This is a genomic window from Acidobacteriota bacterium, assembly GCA_016196065.1.
Classification (GTDB): domain Bacteria; phylum Acidobacteriota; class Terriglobia; order Terriglobales; family Acidobacteriaceae; genus Acidiflorens.
In genome coordinates this window covers 309,074-326,709 of the sequence record JACPYL010000012.1, presented here as the reverse complement: position 1 = coordinate 326,709, position 17,636 = coordinate 309,074, and the positions used below count along the sequence as shown (strand labels likewise).

Genomic DNA, 17,636 nt, shown 5'->3' with positions numbered 1-17,636 from the left:
GACTTACTCGGAAGCAAACAGACCCTACTGGAAGTTGTCGACAAGCATGATGTCTTCGTTATAGTCCTCCTTTTGAACATAGAGGACCCATCGGCCGTCCGGGGAGACCGCTAAACCGCCGTCGACAGCTCTTCCTACATCCAAAATTGGGCGGACCTGCTTGGTACTGAAGTCGAAATAACGGATCGACTTGTTCGCATCAAAATCCACAAAGTACATGCCTCCCGGCGCGATTGCCCAGACGTTGTAATCAACCGTGGGCAGTCCTTCTACTGCGGTAATCTTGACGGGCCGTTGAGTCGAAACCATATCCAGTTCCCACCGATAACCTCCTACCGCCCTCGAAAAATAGAGCGTTTCTCCATCGAATGACTCCGCCAATGGCCCGAGCAACGAACTTTGTGGTGGCAGCGTCAACAGCAGAACCGCATCTCCTCCGCTCGCTGGACAGCGGTAAATTCCCCTGCTGGTTGGTTCGCCCGAAACGAAATAAATCCACTTTCCATCGTGCGACCAGGTGGGAAGAAAAATGTCCGTGATGTTTGTGATCAACTTCCGCGGTAACCGTTCAGAAATATCGGCGACGTACAATTCCGCAAGTTCGGAATGCCGGGTATCGAAGACGATCTTCTGGCTATCCGGGGACCAATGTGGCGAGCCGGTACGTGGGTCCTTGAAATTCGAAACCTGCACCAGCTGAGTCCCGTCGGCATCGCTCATCCAAACTTCTCGAATTCCTCCTCGAGTGGACTCAAACGCAATATGTTTTCCGTCCGGGGAGAACTGTTGGCTTCGCTGTTGATAGGTAGAGGCCATCAACCTGACTCCGGAGGATCCCGGATTGAGCAGGTCGCTTCGCCAGATCTGGCCATGATCGCCGGAAATGGGTTTGACGTAGGCGAGTTTGTCCCCTTTTGCAGAAATTGCCGGACCAAAGGCGCCTCCCTCGGTGGGTAGTTTCCGAATTGATCCATCCGCGAGCGTCACGTCATATAGGTCGGAGCTTTCTCCAAAATGAGTGTTTGAAAAAACCAACTTCTGGTCGCCGGCTGCCCAAGCGGGTGGCCGTGGAGGCCACCCGCAGACAATTGTGGTCACCAGTTTTGGCGTGCCCCCCGAGGTTGAGACGGTGTACAAGCCGCGGGTCAAATTTTGAGTGTTTTGCGTACAGAAGTATGCCAATTCTCGCCCGCTATGAGAGAAAGCGGGCATCCCTTCCGAAAGACACTCAGGAGTGTGGGGAATCTGTCTGCTTTCCAAGGTTTCGGTGGAGAGAAGGAAGAGTCGCTGATTATCCACGTGGGCAATCCATTTGCCGTCTGGAGACCAACTGATGTACGTATGGTTTTCACTCGTGATGTTTGTGGAGCGCAGCTTTCTCTGCGGCCCACCCAATGCAGGAACCACGTACAATCCCGTGTCTGCACCAGACAGGCGGTGGAAGGCAATCTGCGAACCGTCCGGGGACCAGGCTGGACAAATCGCTGCCGATGGATGATGCGTCAAGCGCAGCAGGTCCTCACTGCCCAGGACCTTGACGTAGAGATCGAAACCCTGCGGACCCAATTCAGGATCACCATTCCACGCGAAAACAATCTGCGATCCATCCGGGGAAAACGCCAGGCATAACTCCTCCCCCGGGTAGGCTGTGACTGGCACAGCTGCAAGTGTTGTTATTTTTGGAAGGGAGAATCCAGGAGCAACTCGAGGCACAAACCACACTGCGAGTGCGCACGCCGCAACTACGACAAGAATGCCCGCTCCAACTCGTAGCCAACGCAAGCGATCGCGCCTATCGTCCCCTGCTTCAGCCGGTGCAGTTGACTCCTCTGGCTGCGCAATCGTCCCAATGAACCGATATCCCCGCCGAGGCAAGGTCTCGATCAGCCGGGGATTGTCCGCGGAATCTCCCAGGGCATCTCGCAACCGGTTCACGGCCGCGTTCACTCCGTGGCCGTAGTCGACGAATGTTTCATTAGGCCAGAGCGCCTCTTGCAGTTCTTCGCGAGTGACCAGCTCCCCTGGCCGCTCCAGTAACATCTTCAGAATTTGAAAGGACTGGCCCGGTAGGTGTAGCCGGATACCTTGTTTCTTCACTTCCTGCGTCTGCAGATCTGCTTCAAACGGACCAAAAGAAATAATCGGCCTTGGAGTGTGGATTCCCGACATAGGGAAACTCCTGACCCGGGGCGTACCCCCAAATTATCCTCCATTTCAAGAAGACTGTCTTGACCAAAACATTCGGCACAACTCTTTTCCCATCAGCCGATTAACGTGCGACAAATATTTGTTGGCCGTGCGACAGCGCGCTCATTGAGGTAGCCGGGTAGATCCGCGACTTATGGAGCACCACGAGGAGGTGCTCCATGAAACGCACCGCGTTGTTTTGGATCCTGACGCTGCTGCTTCTCCCAGAAGCCACTTTGCGCGCCGCTTCACAAAGTGCCCTCCAACTCCCATCGGATGTAGCAACACAAATCACCGTTCGCGTTCGTAACTATGCCCAGATTGAATCCAACGTTCTATCCAAAGCCGAAACGACAGCCCGTAAGATCCTCCACGAGGCTGGCGTCAATACGCTTTGGCTCGTATGTTTCGATGGCACGACATGGTCGGGAGAAGTTGCCTGCACCCGGCTGCCGGGACCAATGGATCTCGTTGTAAATGTGCTTCCACTCTCCATGTCGCGATCCCTCTATGACCGGGGAGACGCGTTTGGCTATGCAACCGAAGGTGGGCTTGAGGAGTCGTTCGGCTCGATTGCATGGATCTTCTACGACTCGATCCACCGTCTCGCTGCCGAAAGACAGCTTTGCTTGGGACAACTTCTAGGGTACGCATTCGCGCACGAGTTGGGCCATCTGTTGCTCGGTCCGAAGTCCCACTCTGGGGTCGGACTGATGCGGTCGCCATGGTCAAGCAGAGAGTTGCTCGCCGCAGATCAAGGGGCGCTTTTCTTCTCGGCCTCCGAGAGCAGGCGCCTTCAAGAAGCGACGGTCGCTCGCTGGCAGGAGGGATCGCGGGCGGTCCGAAGCACCGCAGAGCAGCAAGTAACCAGGATTCGAACAGATCCTGATTCGAAGTGAGGTGTTCCCCGTAACCCCTCTTGACAGACCGCTCGGTCGGTTTTACTATCTTTAACAAGTCAGCTCTTCGGAGCGGACCTGAATTTCATGCAGAGTGGCTGAGGGACGAGCCCATAGACGCCACGGCAACCGAATCGGGATCATCTATCCCGTATTGCAGGTGCCAACTCTCGCCCGGTAACGGGGACCATGAGATTTGGGGTGCAGCGCATTTTTCAAGGTAGCGCTATTTGCACTTCGAGCCTCTTTTCCCATTCGGAAAAGGGGTTTTGTCGTATCTGGGGTATTTTTTTACCCGGCTCGTCCCGCAGTCACAGAAGGCAGTTGCGGAAATGTCGACGAGCACCTATGAACTTGCCTGCCGCGAATGCGGCAAGACTTTTGGCAATCAACCGCGCAGCATCTGCGACGATTGCTTCTCGCCTCTCGAAATCACCTACGACTACGACGCGATCCGGAAGCTGGTCTCGCGCCAGCTGTTCGCTTCGCGCGCTCCGAATCTATGGCGCTATCGCGAATTGCTGCCCTTGCCCGCCGCGTTCCGGCCTTCACTGCCCACGGGATTCACCCCGCTGCTGCAGGCGCCGCAACTCGGAGAGCGGATCGGCATCCGCAATCTCTATCTGAAGAATGACGCCGTTTGCCTGCCCACCTTGAGTTTCAAGGACCGCGTGGTCGCGGTTGCGCTCGCCAACGCGCGTGCTTTTGGATTCGATACCGTAGCGTGCTCCTCTACCGGCAACCTGGCGAATTCGGTCGCAGCGCAAGCAGCGCGCGAGGGATTCAAGGCCTGGATCTTCATCCCATCCGATCTCGAACCGGCGAAGGTTCTCGGAACGCAGGTGTTCGGCGCGAACGTGGTGCGAATCAGCGGCAATTACGATCAGGTGAACCGGCTCTGTTCGCAGATTGCCGACGAGCATCGCTGGGGATTCGTCAACGTCAACCTGCGTCCGTACTATGCCGAAGGTTCGAAGACAGTCGGCTTCGAAATTGCCGAACAACTGGGCTGGCGATTGCCGGACAACGTCGTTGTCCCGATGGCGGGTGGATCGCTGATCACGAAAATCAAGAAGGCGTTTGATGAACTGATCCAGCTCGGATTGGTCGAACCGAAAGACGTGAAGTTCTTTGGCGCGCAGGCAACGGGATGTTCGCCGATTTCGACGGCCGTCAAACAGTACAGCAAAGACATTGAGCCGCAGAGGCCGTCGACCATCGCGCGCTCGCTCGCCATCGGCAATCCCGCCGATGGACACTACGCCATCAAGGCGATCACAGCCAGTGGCGGATGGTCGGAAGATGTTTCTGATGCCGAGGTGATCGCCAACATCCAACTGCTCGCCGAGAGCGAAGGCGTCTTCACAGAGACCGCAGGCGGCGTCACGGTGGGCACCGCACGCAAGCTGGTCCGGCAGGATCGCATTCTTTCCGATGAAACGACCGTGCTCTGCATTACTGGCAACGGCCTGAAGACAACCGATGTGCTGGCCGGGCAATACGAAACTGAAACGCCCATCGCTCCCAAGTTGCGCGAATTCGAAGTCCTGCTGCAAAGCAAGTTGAATACGATTGCAAGTTTTGCCGACGCTACGCCGTCGATTCCTGTGGAGGCTTAAATGAGTGTCACTGTCCAAATTCCGACTGCCTTGCGCCGGCTGACATCGGGCACGCCGCAAATCACCTGTGCTGCCGCCAATCTCTCGGAACTTTTTTCCGTGCTCGATACCCAGTTCCCGGACCTGAAGCCGCATCTGCGCGATGAAGCCGGAGAAACCCGGCGCTTTCTGAATGTGTATGTGAACGAAGAGGACATCCGCTTTCTCGGCGGCAATACCTACGCGTTCCAGGATGGCGACGAAGTGCTTTTGGTGCCATCGATCGCAGGCGGACTGTAAGGCATCTGCCGTTCAGGCCGGGCGGACGCTCTGTATCCACACGTCCGGCCTCGCACCTGCTCCGTCCAAGGAAAGGTCCGCTTGACGCTGCCGGAGGCATGGGCTACTATCTAACTAACTGGTTAATTAGCCCATGAAACGTTCGCCTGCACCCCGTCTCGGTTCCCGCGGAAAGCCCGAACAGAGCCGGGCCGCCATCTTGAACGCGGCCATCGACGAATTCGCAGAGCATGGCATCGCCGGCGCCCGCACGGATGCGATTGCACGCACCGCCGGTGTTAATAAAGCTCTTCTCTATTACTACTTCAAAGACAAAGATTCGATTTATGAGGCCGTGCTCGACCATGTCTTCAGCGGCCTGCGCGATACGGTTGTCCCCATGCTCGAGGGCAACCTCGCACCACGCCAGAAGGTACTGAATTACCTCGGCGCCTATTTCGATTACATTGCGGCGAATCCACGCTTCCCGCGCGTCGTTCAGGGAGAATGGATACGCAGCGGCACCGACCGCATCGGCCAGATGAAGCGCGTGGCGCGGGCCTATTTCCAGCCTATCTATCAAAAACTAGGCGAAGTATTGCGCGAGGGGATCGCCGCCGGTGAATTTCGTCCCATTGATCCCATGCACTTTGTTCCGTCCATGGTTGCAGTAATTGTTTTCTATTTCAGCGCGGCGCCGGTGATCAAATCCGTGATGAAGTTTGACCCACTGACGGACGAGCACATCGCGGAACGGCGCGCATTCGTACTCGACTTCATCTCCGCGGCGCTGTTTACGCGACCGCTATCGGCGTCACGGCAAGGAGTTCGTGCATGAGTGTTCGTAACAAATTCCTGATCCTGCTTGGCATCCTTCTGTTGATCGCATCGGCCTATTACGTTCTCTCGACGCCCGCGGGAAATGACCTGGTCCTGGTCGGCACAGTGGATTCGAACCAGATCGTGGTCAGCCCGCAGGTCGGTGGCCGCATCGCGAAGCTGCTGGTCGAAGAGGGCGCTTCCGTTAAGCAGGGAGACCTGATCGCGACGCTCGATCCAGCGGAACTCGAGGCGCAGGAGCGGGCGGCAGCAGCAACCATTTCCAGTCTTCGCTCGAAAGTCAGCGAGAGCCAGTTCACGCAGCGATCGACCAAGGGCTCGACCTCCGGCGATGTCGCCAACGCACAGGCAAGATTGCAATCCGCGCGCGCACAGCTTGCGCAATCCGAAGCCACTCTGACTCGCGTAGAAAGCGACAGCCGCCGCATCGTTGGACTTGCACAGGCCGGCGTAGCCTCCGAAATGGAGAAAGTACAAGCGGAGCAAAATTTGAAAGCGCAGCAGGCCAGCGTGCAGGCATTGAAGGATCAGGTACGCGCGGGGCAAGCCGACCTTGATTCCGCGAGTGCTCGCACCAACCAGGCCGGCGCCGCGGAAAGCACGGTCGCCTCCATGCAGGCGCAACTCGCCAACGCACAGGCGCAACTAAAGGAAGCCGAAGTTCGTCTCGGCTACACAAAGATCTATGCCCCGGTAACGGGGACGGTGCTGGTGCGGGCGGCGCGTGAAGGAGAAGTAATCACTGCCGGGCAGGCGATCGTCACGGTGGTCGATCTCAGCGACACGTGGGTACGCGCGGCGATTCCAGAGACGGACGCCGATCACATCGGGCTCGGCGACACGCTTCGGGTTCGCCTGCCGGGCGGCACGGTTACTCCTGGCAAAGTGTTCTACAAGGCCGCGGAAGCGGACTTCGCCACCCAGCGCGATGTCGGCCGCCGCAAGCGCGATATTCGCACGCTCGTCCTGAAGGTTCGCCTCGACAATCCTAAGGGCGCGTATGTGCCCGGCATGACCGCCGAAGTGCTGGTGTCCCCTGAGCAACTGAAGGGCACAGTGCCGAAGAATTCCGAAGCTGCAGGGAAGCCATGAGCGACGTACCCACGAATCATGGCACCGGCAATGACGCTCCGCTTCCGGTTTCTGAATTCAACGGAAAGAGCGAAATTCCAGCGGACGCGCCCAACGCCATCGAAGTCTCGCGCATCGTGAAAAAGTATGGCGACTTCACCGCGGTCGACGATGTTTCTTTTCAGGTGAAGGAAGGCGAGATCTTCGGACTGCTCGGCCCCAACGGCGCAGGCAAGTCGACGCTGATCCGGATGATGACCACTCTCATTCCAATCACCTCAGGATTCGCCCGCGTGGCGGGGCACGATGTGAGCAAAGAACCGAACGAAGCACGACGAGCGATCGGCGTCATTCCGCAGGCCATGACCAGCGACATTGATCTCACCGTGCAGGAGAATCTGAGCATCTACGCCAAGCTTTACGATGTTCCCGCGCAACGCCGCAAGCAAGCGATCGACGAGTTGCTGGAAACTGTTGACCTCACAAAGTGGCGGGACGCGCAAACGAAAACGTTGTCCGGCGGCATGCGCCGGCGTCTCGAAATCGCGCGCGGACTGGTGCATAGTCCCAAGATTTTCTTTCTCGATGAGCCGACCACAGGTCTCGATCCTGTCTCTCGCGTGGCGGTTTGGGAGATGCTCACCAACATCAAGTCGAAGCGCAAACTCACCGTGCTCATCACCACGCACTACATGGACGAAGCCGATCGACTCTGCAACCGCATTGCGATTGTGGATCACGGCAAGCTTGTCGCGCTCGATAGTCCCGAGGCATTGAAGGCTAGCGTGCCCGGATCGAATGTGATCGAAGCGCAATTTGATAATCCACCGTCTGACTGGGAGCAGCGTTTGCGTGCCCTGCCGGAAGTGACTTCTGTCCAGCACGAGGGCGCGGGCATGTACCGCGTGCTAACCGCCAACGGTTCCCGCACCACTACCATGCTGGTCGAAATGGCAGTCGAGGCGCGCGTTCCGGTGCGCACACTCTCGGTGCAGAACACCACGCTCGACGATGTATTCGTCCACTACACCGGGCGCCAGTTACGCGACGAACTGGTCAAGGCGCATGCGTTCACGATGCCGCAGCGTCCGGGGATGCAACCATGAACCGCATGATGGCAATTATCGAGCGCGAGATGCGCAAGTTCTTCCGCTCGCCCGCGCTGATGATGGTGTCCATGATCTTCCCGCTGGTGCAACTGATCGTGCTCGGGAACGCGTTTGGCGGAAAGATTCGCGATGCCAAGCTCGGCATCGTAGACGAGGACCACGGCACACAGGCGATTCGCATTAAGGAAGCGTTCGATTCTGTCCGCGCCAATGCGCGCACCTTCGTGCCGGTTGACTACGACAACGAAGTACAGGCGCGCGAAGATGTGCGCAACGGAAAGATCCAGGGCGCAGTCATCATTCCACCGCAATATTCGGCGCGCGTTTATCAGCAGAACCGTCCGCGCATCGCGCTCATCGTGGACAACAGCGACAACTTCATGAGTTCCACCATGCAGGAGAAGTTGGCCGGAATCACCGAAGCTCTTAACCAGCCGGCGATTGAGCCTCGCCTTCTGCGGCAAACCGCTCTCGATGTGGTGGAACTCTATCCTTACATCGAATACATGAAGTACCTGCTGCCCGGATCGATCGCGCTGGCGATGTTCGTCTCCGTGATGATCGGCGGCGGAATGCTTTATATCGACGACAAGGCGCGAGGCGTGCACGAAGGATATCTCGTGACTCCGATCACCAAAGCAGAACTGGTCTTCGGACTGAACGGAGCGGGTGCCATCAAGGCCGTACTCACCGGGGTCGTGATCAGCCTGATTGGCTCGCTCATGTCCGGAGTCGGCACCATCTTCAATCCGGGGACCGTGCTTGGACTGCTCTTGATGATCGTCACCGTCTCTCTGGCCTTCAACGGTATGATGTTCCTGATGATGGTCCGGGTTGAGGATCCGCTCGTGCCCCGCGCTGTTTTTGGAATTCTGAATACACTGCTGTTCTTCCCCAGCGGCTCGATTTATCCGATCCAGGCATTTCCAGCATGGCTGCGCGCCATCGCGATTGTGGATCCGTTCACTTACGCCGTTCACGGATTCAAGGCGCTGTTGTTGAAAGAGAGCGGCCTGATCGCAATTCTTCCCGACGTCATGTACCTCGCAATTTTTGCGCTGGTTACGCTGGGCCTGGCCGTGCCGCTGTTCAAGCGCACGCTGTAATCCCAAATACTCCATCTGAGTTCAGGGTGGTAGAATCCTGTCCTCTTCCCGAAGCGCATGAGGCGTACCGTGAAATTCCGCAGACCATTGCATGCTTGCATCGGTGTCGCTCTATTATTCGGCGCGCCGATGATCGCCCATGCTGTCGCCAGTAAGAGCGATTTGCAGGCGGCATATGGCAACAAGATTCTGACACTCCGGCAGGCCTACCCCGGAGCGTCCCTGCATTTCGGCGCTGATGGGAAGCTCTCTCCGCCAGCCGCTCCCGGTCCGTGGACGGTCGACGGACAAGTGAGAGTGCAGGACATTTCATTGCAAGCGGGAGTCCTGCACATCAAGGCGCAACGGTTGTTCCTGTTCTTGGACCCTGGTAGCAATCAATTTCGTGATCTCGGTTCCATAACGAAGGAGGATCCCTCGAGGAAGATTTTCAGAATCAAGAAAATCGACGAGTGGGCCTCGAAACATGGCGGGATTGAGATTGAACTGGAGTGTGGCACGGCGCAGCCGGAGATTCCAGACGTAGCGAAGGTGATGGAAGTGGTGTTTCTCGCGGCGGACGAGCCACTCAAGAACGCGCTTCCCGATGTTTGGAAGGCGTGGTTCGCATCGAAGGATAAGCAAGATAAGGACAATGTACCGGTAGCGCAAGACCACTCAGCACCCGTCGTTCCCGTGGGCGGTGGTGTCTCTCCGCCCCAATTGAAGTACGATCCGGAACCAGAATATTCGGAATTTGCTCGGCAGGCAGGGTACGCGGCGCAATCCATATTGTCGGTGGTTGTAGGAACGGACGGACTAGCGCACGATATCCGAATCATGAAGCCCGCGGGCCTCGGGCTGGACGAACAGGCGATCAAGGCTGTGGAAACGTGGCGGTTCGATCCGGCTACTAGGGATGGCCACCCTGTGCTGGTGCTGATCAGCGTCCAAGTAAACTTCAAGCTCTATTGATTCTTCCTCATCCGATCAAAGCAATCTCACTGGCGTCGGTCGAAGAATACCCCAACCCGACTGCCGATTTTGCAGCGCGAACTCTACTCTCCAACCGGAATACCACGTCCGTATGAGCATTGCGGACCCGCACGCGAAGCCAGATAAAGTCACCAACTCGGCCCAAGGTGGCGTCCTCGGCGCCCAGCTTCAACATGTAGCTGACACTGACTCGTCCAATTTCGGCGAAGTCTCGCATGGGACCAAATGCCAGTTCGCGGGGCCGGGGCTGTTGTCGCATACGGACCAGTTCGTCGGCAACATGCCTGCGCCCGGCGACACAGGGCTGAGTGCGGCAGCCGAGAATTTTTTCGATCGCATAGAGCGCGGCATGATCCACCCGTTGCCCGAACGCGATGTAAACCGTGTTCGTCGCTCGGACGAAATGCACGGGAATCATCTGGAAAGCTTCCAGAATCCCGAGCGGAATCCGGTCGAATGGCTGGATCGCTGCCGAATCCAACGAGGAGGTCACCGGACATCCCCATTGCAAAGCAAGCGCTGAAGTGACCTGTTGTTCGGTGGCGAATCCGAGTCGCTCGAACCAGTCCCCGATCTGTCCAGTGCGGGCCTTCTCTTGCGCAGCCAGAGCCTTCACTACCTGTTCATGAGTGAGCCAGCCGCGCGCCACCATGAGCAGTCCCAGAGGAATGCGGTTGGAAGGAGGCGGCGCCGGATTCAGCGCGTGCAGACGCGCCAGCTGTGCCGTCAATGCAATTTCCAGGCATTCCCGCTGGCAATAGAACTCGCCTTGCAGAAGAGCTCCACTTCGTTTCTTCCATAATCGTGCCCACGGCGACTTCGGCCCTGCACACAGGATGAGGCCGCAGCCCGACTTGGAGTGCTCGAATTCCCTTGTCCGGTGCTCCAGCCACTTCAAGATCTGCCCAACTTCGCGCATAGTGTTTTCCTTACGACGGTGGTGCGGAATCGAGTACCGCAGTCACGCGTAGTCCATATTTACCGTCGACCACCACCACATCGCCCTGCGCAGCAACCCTGCCGTCGAGCAGCAGATCGACAGGAGAATTCACATTGCTGTCGAGTTCCACCACCACGCCTGCGCTGAGCGCCAGCACATCGCGGAGTACCATGCGACGGCTTCCAAAACGCAACTTGACCTCGAGAATCACGTCGCGCAATCGTTCGTAGCGAGCGGTCCCCGGAGAGGGTGAAATCTCTGTAAGCACCGGCGTAGAAGATTTGGGTGCGGGTGGTTCGTGACTGGCCTGCAATGCGCCTGCCAGTGCAGCGCTGATCTGAAGCTCAATGGAAATGGACGCTCCCGCTTCGTCGCGGGTATGCAGATTCCTGTTGCTCGATGCTGACCACGAAGGCGCTCCCGAACCAGCCAGGTGAAATTGCACTTCTCCGCCTGCCGTGGATGCCAGCGCAGTGGCGGCTTGCCCTGCGATCTGACGAAACAGTTCTTCGAGCGCCTCTTTGTGGTCTGCGGTGGGTGAGTCCGGCGCTGGTTCCGTTTCCTGAAGAAATTTTTGCGCCAGGCGGATGCCGGTAGCAGCCGGCAAACGTAACGACATCTCGCCGCGCACGGCCCCTCCGACGACTACGGTGAACCACAAGTCGGATTCCGCATTCGGCAGTGTCTCTGCCGATGCCTCAAAAACGACGCTCTGGCCGGTCGTCTGCGAAAGCACAGACTGGATACATTTCTCCCAGCCTTCGAGCCATGCAGGCAACTCGTCGAGGAGCGGTGTGTTTGCGGACTCGGTCATACTTCACCAGGCCTTGCCGGATTGGCTTCCATGGCGAGCACGCGGGCCGCGCGTTGCGCGTCTACTCGCACCGCCGCGGCCGAACACAACTGCATTTCATCCACCATCAATGTCGCCGGTTGTTCGATGCTTTCCGGAAACAACAGCACCGAGCCCGGTACCAACTTGGCCAAAGCGTTGAGGGAGACAGTGAGCGTCGGAGCGAAAAGGTCCACTTGGAATGCGGCGCCGAGCAAACGCCTTTCGATTCTGCGACGCGCCTCCACCGGGCTGCGCGGGCGCTGGAAACTCAGGTCAGCAGAGATCTTCCGCAGGAGAGCGTTCGAAACCACGGCCGGAATCGCCATGTTCAATGTGCCGCGAGTCTCCGCCATCTTCGCTTCGAAGCTGAGACACAAATTCTTTTCTTCGGGAACCATCAGGCGCTGTGCCTGTGCGATTGGCTGTCGTTGCCCAAACCGGAATTCCAGTGCGATGGCCTGCCAGGCAGCCTGCATCTCACGGCACACGATCCGCATGACACTCTCCAAGATCTGCTCTTCGATGGCAGTGATCTCCCGGCCCAGATCGCCTCCCTTACCCTCTCCTCCGAGTAACAAGTCAATGACGGGGAAGGCCACCGCGAGATCTAACTGCAGCACTGCTTGCGCCGCCGCTGGCACCAGATCGCAGGACGCGAGATAGGCAATTTCCGGAAGACGTTGCAGAAATTCGCGATAGGTCAGATGCTCCGCTGAAACCAGCCGGCAATCGAACACAATACTCAAGTACGAAACATAGCCTTGCTTGTCCGCGTCCGGGTGCCCGGGCTCGAAACGCTGCACCGGTGGACGCGTATCTGAAACGACCGCGGCCACGCGTACGGCCGAAGAGGTTTCTCGTTGGGCTCCGGCGAGTGTCAGCGAAAAGCGCGGCGTTCGCTGCGCCTGGAAGATCACCAGCTGACGCCGATACGGGCCGCCCGCCTGAGTGTGAGTCGTTTGTGCGTTCGCCATATTGCTGGCCACCACTTCGGCGCGTTGCCGTTCTGCGCCCAGTGCCGATCCGCTCATTTCCAGCATGCCAAACAGGTTCATGAGTTTGCTCCTTCATGGATCGCCAGCGACAGCCGCCGGAATTCCGCGCGCAGAAACTGCACCGCCAGTTGAAAATGCAACTGATTCTCGGCGAGCAGCAACGACTCCCGGTCGACGTTCACATTGTTGCCATCCGGCCGCTCCATCAACCCGCGCAGTTCGTGTGACATCGGAGAAAACATCGGCTCTTCGCCCGACATCGCCTGCTGCAGTTCGCCTGCGAAGGGACGAATGTCGCGGGTCCGGTATCCGGGCGTATCCACGTTCGCGAGGTTAGAGGTAATTAACTGGTGCCGGAAAGCGCCTGTGTCCAGCGCTCGTTCCAGGCTTCGCATCATGGGCGTATCAATCATTGACATGGATGTAGTTACTCCTCGGGGGCAGCCCGTATTCGCGGATCTTGTTGCGAACCGTGCGCAGGCTCACTCCCAGCAGTTCCGCGGTCCGCGAACGATTTCCGCCCGTCGATTCCAAAGTCATCGCCAGGAGTTGCCGTTCCATTTCTCCCAGCGACAGGCCCGCTTTCCACTCCGGAACGGCACCGCGCGCCGATGGTTTACCGTGGTCGAATGCCTCCAGCCCAATCTCGCCGCCGCGGGACAGGGCAACCGCCCGCCGCACGAAGTTGCCCAACTCGCGCACATTGCCCGGCCACACCTGCTCCTGTAAGCGGGCCACCAGCGCGCTGCTTAGGGGTGGCACCGCGCCCGACGCGGCATAGATGCGTGCGAAATGTTCTGCCAGTTCCGCGATGTCTCCTGAGCGCTCCCGCAACGGAGGCAGCGTAAGCGGAATCACATTCAGCCGGTAATACAGATCCGCGCGAAAGCGGCCTTCCTTGACCGCGGCTTCCAGGGGACGATTGGTGGTCGCAATCACGCGGATATCGACATGCACGGTTTGATTCGATCCCAGGCGATCAAACTCGCGCTCTTGCAACGCGCGCAGTAACTTGGGTTGCAAGGGAAGCGGCATCTCGCCGACTTCATCCAGCAAGAGCGTGCCGCCGTTGGCACTCTCGAACTTTCCGGGACGCGCCGCCACCGCGCCCGTGAACGCACCTTTCGCATGGCCGAACAACTCGCTTTCCAGCAGCGATTCCGGAAATGCAGTGCAATTCAACGCGACAAACGGCCCTCGCTTACGATCGCTCAAGCGATGAATCAGCCGCGCCACTAATTCCTTCCCCGTGCCGCTTTCCGCTTCGATCAGGACGTCGGCATCTGTAGACGCCGCTTGCCGCGCCCGCTCCAGCGCCAGTTCCCATGCTGGCGAGTGTCCTATCAGTGATTCGGTGTCCTTGTTCTCTTCTTGCGCCCGCCGCAAAACCTGGTCAACGGCCAATTCCAGTTTTTCGAAACACACGGGCTTGACGAGGTAGTCACATGCCCCGCTCTGGATCGCCTGCACCGCATCGGGAACGCAACCATACGCAGTCAGGAGAATGACTGCGGTTCGTGGTGACGTTGCCTGCACCTCACGCATCAACTCGAAACCGTCGCGTCCCGGCATGCGCACGTCGGTGATGACCAGGGCATGCCGGCTTTCACGGAACTTGCCGAGCGCCTCGGATCCGTTCACGGCCAGATCAACCTGCCAGCCGCGCTGCAGAAAACGTGTTTCGAGCGCCGCTCGCATCCCGGCATCATCATCCGCAATCAATACGCGCTTCATTGCGCCACTCCCGTGCGCGGCAGGTTCAGTCGGAACGTGGTGCCCTCGCCCGCGCGGCTTTCTGCCGCGATCGTGCCGCCATGCTGTTCCAGAATCTGATGACACACTGCCAGCCCAAGCCCGCAACTGCCGGGACGAGTACTGAACCCAGCCTGGAATATCCGCTGCAAATCGCTTTCAGGTATGCCGGGCCCCGTATCTCGAACCTCAATCTCGGCTCCCTTCGCACCCAGATCAGCACCCCGAAAACCGAGCCATCCTCCACCGGGCATAAAGCGAAACGCATTCAAGGCGAGATTAAGAAGCACCTGTTCGAGACGATGCCGGTCGGCGCGCACGGTGACGCCGCGCAAGCCATTGGTGAGATGCAATTCAACTTTTGCCTGCTTGGCCAGCGGACGCAGGAAGTCGTGCGCCTAGTCGAGCAATTGCCCGAGATCCATTTCCGCGGCTTCCGGCTGAGGAGTGTTGTAGAGATGCAGCACGTTGTTCACGGTCGCGGAAAGCGTGCGTAGTCCAGCTTGGACATGTTCGACCCACTGCTGACTCTCTTTCTCGAGACGCGCTTCGGCCAGAAGGCCGGCGAACAATTCCAGGCTGCCCAGCGGATTACGAATCTCATGAGCCAGCAATGCCGACATCTCCACCAACGCCTGCTGCCTTCCCAACCGCCCGCGCTGTAATTCCAGTTCTTTCGCGGCACTCACATCGCGCAGGATGAACACCGAGGTCGAGCGCTCGGCGTCGCGCTCCAGCCATGCGTGCCGAATCGACAGCCACGTTGGCTTTTCGCCATCAGTTCCGTCGATCGATAGTTCCTCTTCGTTGCCAGTGTCCCGCGCGCGCTCGAGTGCAGCGAGGATCGCAGCCGGTAGAACATTCACCTCCGATGCTCTGACACCCGTTAGCCGCTCCGCTTCAGGATTGAGAACGGAAACAGTGTCCCCTTCTAGTACCAGCACCCCGCACGGCAGCCCTTCCAGAATCCGCCGCTGTCGCTCGCGGATTCGCCGATTTTCCTCCAGGCTTTGCGCCAGTTCGCGATTGGTGACGTTCAGGTCTTCGCGCAGATGAACCACTTGGGTTTGCAACTGAGCGTAGGACCGTTCGAGAGAAACCGCCGCCTCTGTGAAAGATGCGAACGCCCGTGCCAGTGGATGGTCGGCGTCACTCGTCGGAGTTTGTGGTATCGGAAAAGAGAATGACATCACAACTGCTCTTGCAAGAGCGATGCCAGCTATCTCCCCGATCCCCTTAGAAGACTCTTATCGTGAACAGCCGCACTGGGAAAATGTTACCGATGTAGATGGCCTGTTTCTAACCATGTGCACGATCTTCGGGCATCAGCATGTGTTCCGGACGAATCATCATTTCGTCTTCGGCGAGGATAAGCGAGCGCTCAATCACGTTCTGCAATTCCCTCACATTGCCTGCCCAGGGATGCGAGCGCAATAACTGCGCGCCTTCCGGCGACAATTCCGGCGCTGGCGGTCGCAACGAAAACTTGTCCAGAAAATGCTGGGCAAGTTCCAGAATGTCATCCGGACGCTCCCGCAAGGGCGGGATCTCGATCGGAAAAGCGCACAAACGGTAATACAGATCTTCGCGAAACTTTCCCTGCTGCACCAGCGACAACAACCGAGCATTGGTTGCGGCGATCACGCGAGCGTCCACCCGCAGAACTTCGCAACTCCCCAACCTTTGGACTTCTTTCTGCTCCAGAAATCGCAGCAACTTCGGTTGCAAGCTCAGAGGCATGTCGCCGATCTCATCCAGGAAGAGCGTGCCTCCCTGTGCCATCTGAATTCTGCCGCTATACGATTGCATCGCCCCTGTAAATGCGCCTCGCGTATGCCCGAAGAGTTCGGATTCGAGAAGAGCCTCAGGGATAGCAGCGCAGTTGATCACCACAAACGCGCGCGCGGACCGCGCACTTAAATCGTGAATAGCGCGCGCCACCAACTCTTTTCCCGATCCCGTTGGACCTGTGATTAGAACAGTCGTATCCCGCCGCGCCATCAGCCGGGATCCTCGATACACGGGCTGCATTTTTCGCGAACCGCCAATCATTCCCGGCAACGGCGCCTGCAGGATTGCGTTCACCACTACCGCCCGCGCTGGCATCAGCTTTTCTACATTGGGAGGTTTACGTGGCGGGAGCGTTACGCGTTCTTCTGGCAGGGCAGCAACATCGGAATCGGCTTCCGAGTCGAGCAAGACAATCTCCACCATGGGAAATCTTTGCCGGATGGTGTGGCTCAATTCTTCCGCATTCAAGTCGGGCAATGATCGGTCGAGAAAGAGAACTTGCCAGGCGCCGCTCTCCAGGTAACCTAACGCTTCTGCTCCACCGCTCGCCTGTTCGACGCATCGCACGGGAGAACGCAGACTTTCGAGAACTCGTTGGCGCACGACGCTGCTGGGACTCGCCACAAGTACGTGTTCGGCATGATGGGGCAAAAACGGCTGGCTGGTCATATGGACTGATTGAAGCCTGCCCGGATAAGAATGGGATTAGATAGAGATTAGAAAATCACGAAGAGTGAAACCGTAGTGTGGGAATCGCCGCAACTTCTGCTTTACAAGAGGCGGCGTTTCTGCGTGCAGTCGTGATCGTCCTGTACACAACTCTCAACACAGATAGTCAGGACCGCTCAATCCGACGCCTTGATCTGCATGCTCTCGTCGATCCAAAGCTGCGCCGGAGCGCCCGCGCGGTCGCGCGTTGCAGTTACATGAAATCCTCCGGAGGTGGTCTGAACATCATACGTATAGGGAGGCCGTTGTCTCTCGATCGTGATGTAGTTGCCCACGACCAACTCGTCCAGCGACGCATATTTCTGTTGCGTCGCAAAGTAGCCGCGCTCCGCGTTCGCAATGCTGATCAGATCATTCTTGACGCCCACGAGGTTGGCCGTTTCCGCAGTGCTGTCGCCGCCGCCGGGCGTGGCCGTGCCCTTCAACTGGATCGAATAGATATACATCCCGACCGCCGCCACGATCAGCGTCCCCAGAAATCCGAATGCACGACCCATCGTTCCCTCCGTGTGTCCCAATTTCGTTGCAAC

The 17,636-nt window shown here is 58.2% G+C and carries 18 protein-coding genes and 1 riboswitch; of the genes, 8 read left to right on the top strand and 10 right to left on the bottom strand.

Annotated elements, in window-relative coordinates:
- Positions 1-24 precede the first annotated feature (24 nt).
- Positions 25-2,169, bottom strand: a complete 2,145-nt coding sequence (locus HY010_13595; protein MBI3476761.1) for a PD40 domain-containing protein — start codon at positions 2,167-2,169, stop codon at positions 25-27.
- 197 nt (positions 2,170-2,366) lie between these two features.
- Here HY010_13595 and HY010_13590 point away from each other — a divergent pair, with 197 nt between their 5' ends.
- From HY010_13590 to HY010_13555, 8 genes are all read left to right on the top strand, one after another.
- Complete coding sequence (locus tag HY010_13590) at positions 2,367-3,086, top strand: hypothetical protein (GenBank protein MBI3476760.1); 720 nt, start codon at positions 2,367-2,369, stop codon at positions 3,084-3,086.
- 82 nt (positions 3,087-3,168) lie between these two features.
- Positions 3,169-3,282: riboswitch (SAM riboswitch) on the top strand.
- Between the two features lie 136 nt (positions 3,283-3,418).
- Positions 3,419-4,705: a threonine synthase gene (locus tag HY010_13585; protein ID MBI3476759.1), complete on the top strand. Its 1,287-nt coding sequence runs from the start codon at positions 3,419-3,421 to the stop codon at positions 4,703-4,705.
- Complete coding sequence (locus HY010_13580; GenBank protein MBI3476758.1) at positions 4,706-4,984, top strand: MoaD/ThiS family protein; 279 nt, start codon at positions 4,706-4,708, stop codon at positions 4,982-4,984.
- A gap of 133 nt (positions 4,985-5,117) precedes the next feature.
- Positions 5,118-5,801, top strand: coding sequence for a TetR/AcrR family transcriptional regulator (locus HY010_13575; GenBank protein MBI3476757.1), 684 nt, complete (start codon positions 5,118-5,120; stop codon positions 5,799-5,801).
- Positions 5,798-6,895 carry an HlyD family secretion protein gene (locus tag HY010_13570; GenBank protein ID MBI3476756.1) on the top strand — a complete coding sequence of 366 codons (1,098 nt, stop codon included), beginning with the start codon at positions 5,798-5,800 and terminating at the stop codon, positions 6,893-6,895. The genes HY010_13575 and HY010_13570 overlap by 4 nt, the downstream gene beginning before the upstream one ends.
- A complete protein-coding gene (locus tag HY010_13565) occupies positions 6,892-7,980 on the top strand; it encodes an ATP-binding cassette domain-containing protein (GenBank protein MBI3476755.1) in 1,089 nt (362 codons plus the stop codon). The genes HY010_13570 and HY010_13565 overlap by 4 nt, the downstream gene beginning before the upstream one ends.
- Positions 7,977-9,089, top strand: coding sequence for an ABC transporter permease (locus tag HY010_13560; GenBank protein MBI3476754.1), 1,113 nt, complete (start codon positions 7,977-7,979; stop codon positions 9,087-9,089). Before HY010_13565 ends, HY010_13560 begins: the two co-directional genes overlap by 4 nt.
- A 69-nt stretch (positions 9,090-9,158) precedes the next feature.
- A complete protein-coding gene (locus tag HY010_13555; GenBank protein MBI3476753.1) occupies positions 9,159-10,043 on the top strand; it encodes an energy transducer TonB in 885 nt (294 codons plus the stop codon).
- Between the two features lie 7 nt (positions 10,044-10,050).
- On the opposite strand, the gene HY010_13550 is transcribed toward HY010_13555, so the two are convergent.
- The 9 genes from HY010_13550 to HY010_13510 all read right to left on the bottom strand — a co-directional run bounded on the left by HY010_13550 (position 10,051) and on the right by HY010_13510 (position 17,603).
- A complete protein-coding gene (locus tag HY010_13550) occupies positions 10,051-10,983 on the bottom strand; it encodes a hypothetical protein (protein ID MBI3476752.1) in 933 nt (310 codons plus the stop codon).
- Positions 10,984-10,993: 10 nt separating this feature from the next.
- Positions 10,994-11,818, bottom strand: a complete 825-nt coding sequence (locus HY010_13545; protein MBI3476751.1) for a FliM/FliN family flagellar motor switch protein — start codon at positions 11,816-11,818, stop codon at positions 10,994-10,996.
- The gene (locus HY010_13540; protein MBI3476750.1) at positions 11,815-12,894 is read right to left on the bottom strand and encodes a hypothetical protein; all 1,080 of its coding nucleotides are present in this window, start codon (positions 12,892-12,894) and stop codon (positions 11,815-11,817) included. Before HY010_13540 ends, HY010_13545 begins: the two co-directional genes overlap by 4 nt.
- Positions 12,891-13,253: a flagellar biosynthesis protein FlgB gene (locus HY010_13535; GenBank protein MBI3476749.1), complete on the bottom strand. Its 363-nt coding sequence runs from the start codon at positions 13,251-13,253 to the stop codon at positions 12,891-12,893. Before HY010_13535 ends, HY010_13540 begins: the two co-directional genes overlap by 4 nt.
- Positions 13,240-14,568: a sigma-54-dependent Fis family transcriptional regulator gene (locus tag HY010_13530; GenBank protein MBI3476748.1), complete on the bottom strand. Its 1,329-nt coding sequence runs from the start codon at positions 14,566-14,568 to the stop codon at positions 13,240-13,242. The genes HY010_13535 and HY010_13530 overlap by 14 nt, the downstream gene beginning before the upstream one ends.
- Complete coding sequence (locus HY010_13525) at positions 14,565-14,939, bottom strand: ATP-binding protein (protein MBI3476747.1); 375 nt, start codon at positions 14,937-14,939, stop codon at positions 14,565-14,567. Before HY010_13525 ends, HY010_13530 begins: the two co-directional genes overlap by 4 nt.
- Before the next feature lie 45 nt (positions 14,940-14,984).
- A complete protein-coding gene (locus tag HY010_13520; protein MBI3476746.1) occupies positions 14,985-15,776 on the bottom strand; it encodes a hypothetical protein in 792 nt (263 codons plus the stop codon).
- 109 nt (positions 15,777-15,885) lie between these two features.
- Positions 15,886-16,944 (bottom strand): sigma-54-dependent Fis family transcriptional regulator, encoded by a 1,059-nt coding sequence (locus HY010_13515; GenBank protein MBI3476745.1) that lies wholly within the window; start codon positions 16,942-16,944, stop codon positions 15,886-15,888.
- A gap of 278 nt (positions 16,945-17,222) precedes the next feature.
- Positions 17,223-17,603 (bottom strand): hypothetical protein, encoded by a 381-nt coding sequence (locus tag HY010_13510; GenBank protein ID MBI3476744.1) that lies wholly within the window; start codon positions 17,601-17,603, stop codon positions 17,223-17,225.
- Positions 17,604-17,636 lie beyond the last annotated feature (33 nt).

What these genes read in the sequence shown, in the direction of transcription:
- HY010_13595 (MBI3476761.1), bottom strand. Translation starts at nt 2,169, where the DNA reads ATGTCGGGAATCCACACTCCAAGGCCGATTATTTCTTTTGGTCCGTTT.
- HY010_13590 (MBI3476760.1), top strand. Translation starts at nt 2,367, where the DNA reads ATGAAACGCACCGCGTTGTTTTGGATCCTGACGCTGCTGCTTCTCCCA.
- HY010_13585 (MBI3476759.1), top strand. Translation starts at nt 3,419, where the DNA reads ATGTCGACGAGCACCTATGAACTTGCCTGCCGCGAATGCGGCAAGACT.
- HY010_13580 (MBI3476758.1), top strand. Translation starts at nt 4,706, where the DNA reads ATGAGTGTCACTGTCCAAATTCCGACTGCCTTGCGCCGGCTGACATCG.
- HY010_13575 (MBI3476757.1), top strand. Translation starts at nt 5,118, where the DNA reads ATGAAACGTTCGCCTGCACCCCGTCTCGGTTCCCGCGGAAAGCCCGAA.
- HY010_13570 (MBI3476756.1), top strand. Translation starts at nt 5,798, where the DNA reads ATGAGTGTTCGTAACAAATTCCTGATCCTGCTTGGCATCCTTCTGTTG.
- HY010_13565 (MBI3476755.1), top strand. Translation starts at nt 6,892, where the DNA reads ATGAGCGACGTACCCACGAATCATGGCACCGGCAATGACGCTCCGCTT.
- HY010_13560 (MBI3476754.1), top strand. Translation starts at nt 7,977, where the DNA reads ATGAACCGCATGATGGCAATTATCGAGCGCGAGATGCGCAAGTTCTTC.
- HY010_13550 (MBI3476752.1), bottom strand. Translation starts at nt 10,983, where the DNA reads ATGCGCGAAGTTGGGCAGATCTTGAAGTGGCTGGAGCACCGGACAAGG.
- HY010_13545 (MBI3476751.1), bottom strand. Translation starts at nt 11,818, where the DNA reads ATGACCGAGTCCGCAAACACACCGCTCCTCGACGAGTTGCCTGCATGG.
- HY010_13540 (MBI3476750.1), bottom strand. Translation starts at nt 12,894, where the DNA reads ATGAACCTGTTTGGCATGCTGGAAATGAGCGGATCGGCACTGGGCGCA.
- HY010_13535 (MBI3476749.1), bottom strand. Translation starts at nt 13,253, where the DNA reads ATGTCAATGATTGATACGCCCATGATGCGAAGCCTGGAACGAGCGCTG.
- HY010_13530 (MBI3476748.1), bottom strand. Translation starts at nt 14,568, where the DNA reads ATGAAGCGCGTATTGATTGCGGATGATGATGCCGGGATGCGAGCGGCG.
- HY010_13520 (MBI3476746.1), bottom strand. Translation starts at nt 15,776, where the DNA reads ATGTCATTCTCTTTTCCGATACCACAAACTCCGACGAGTGACGCCGAC.
- HY010_13510 (MBI3476744.1), bottom strand. Translation starts at nt 17,603, where the DNA reads ATGGGTCGTGCATTCGGATTTCTGGGGACGCTGATCGTGGCGGCGGTC.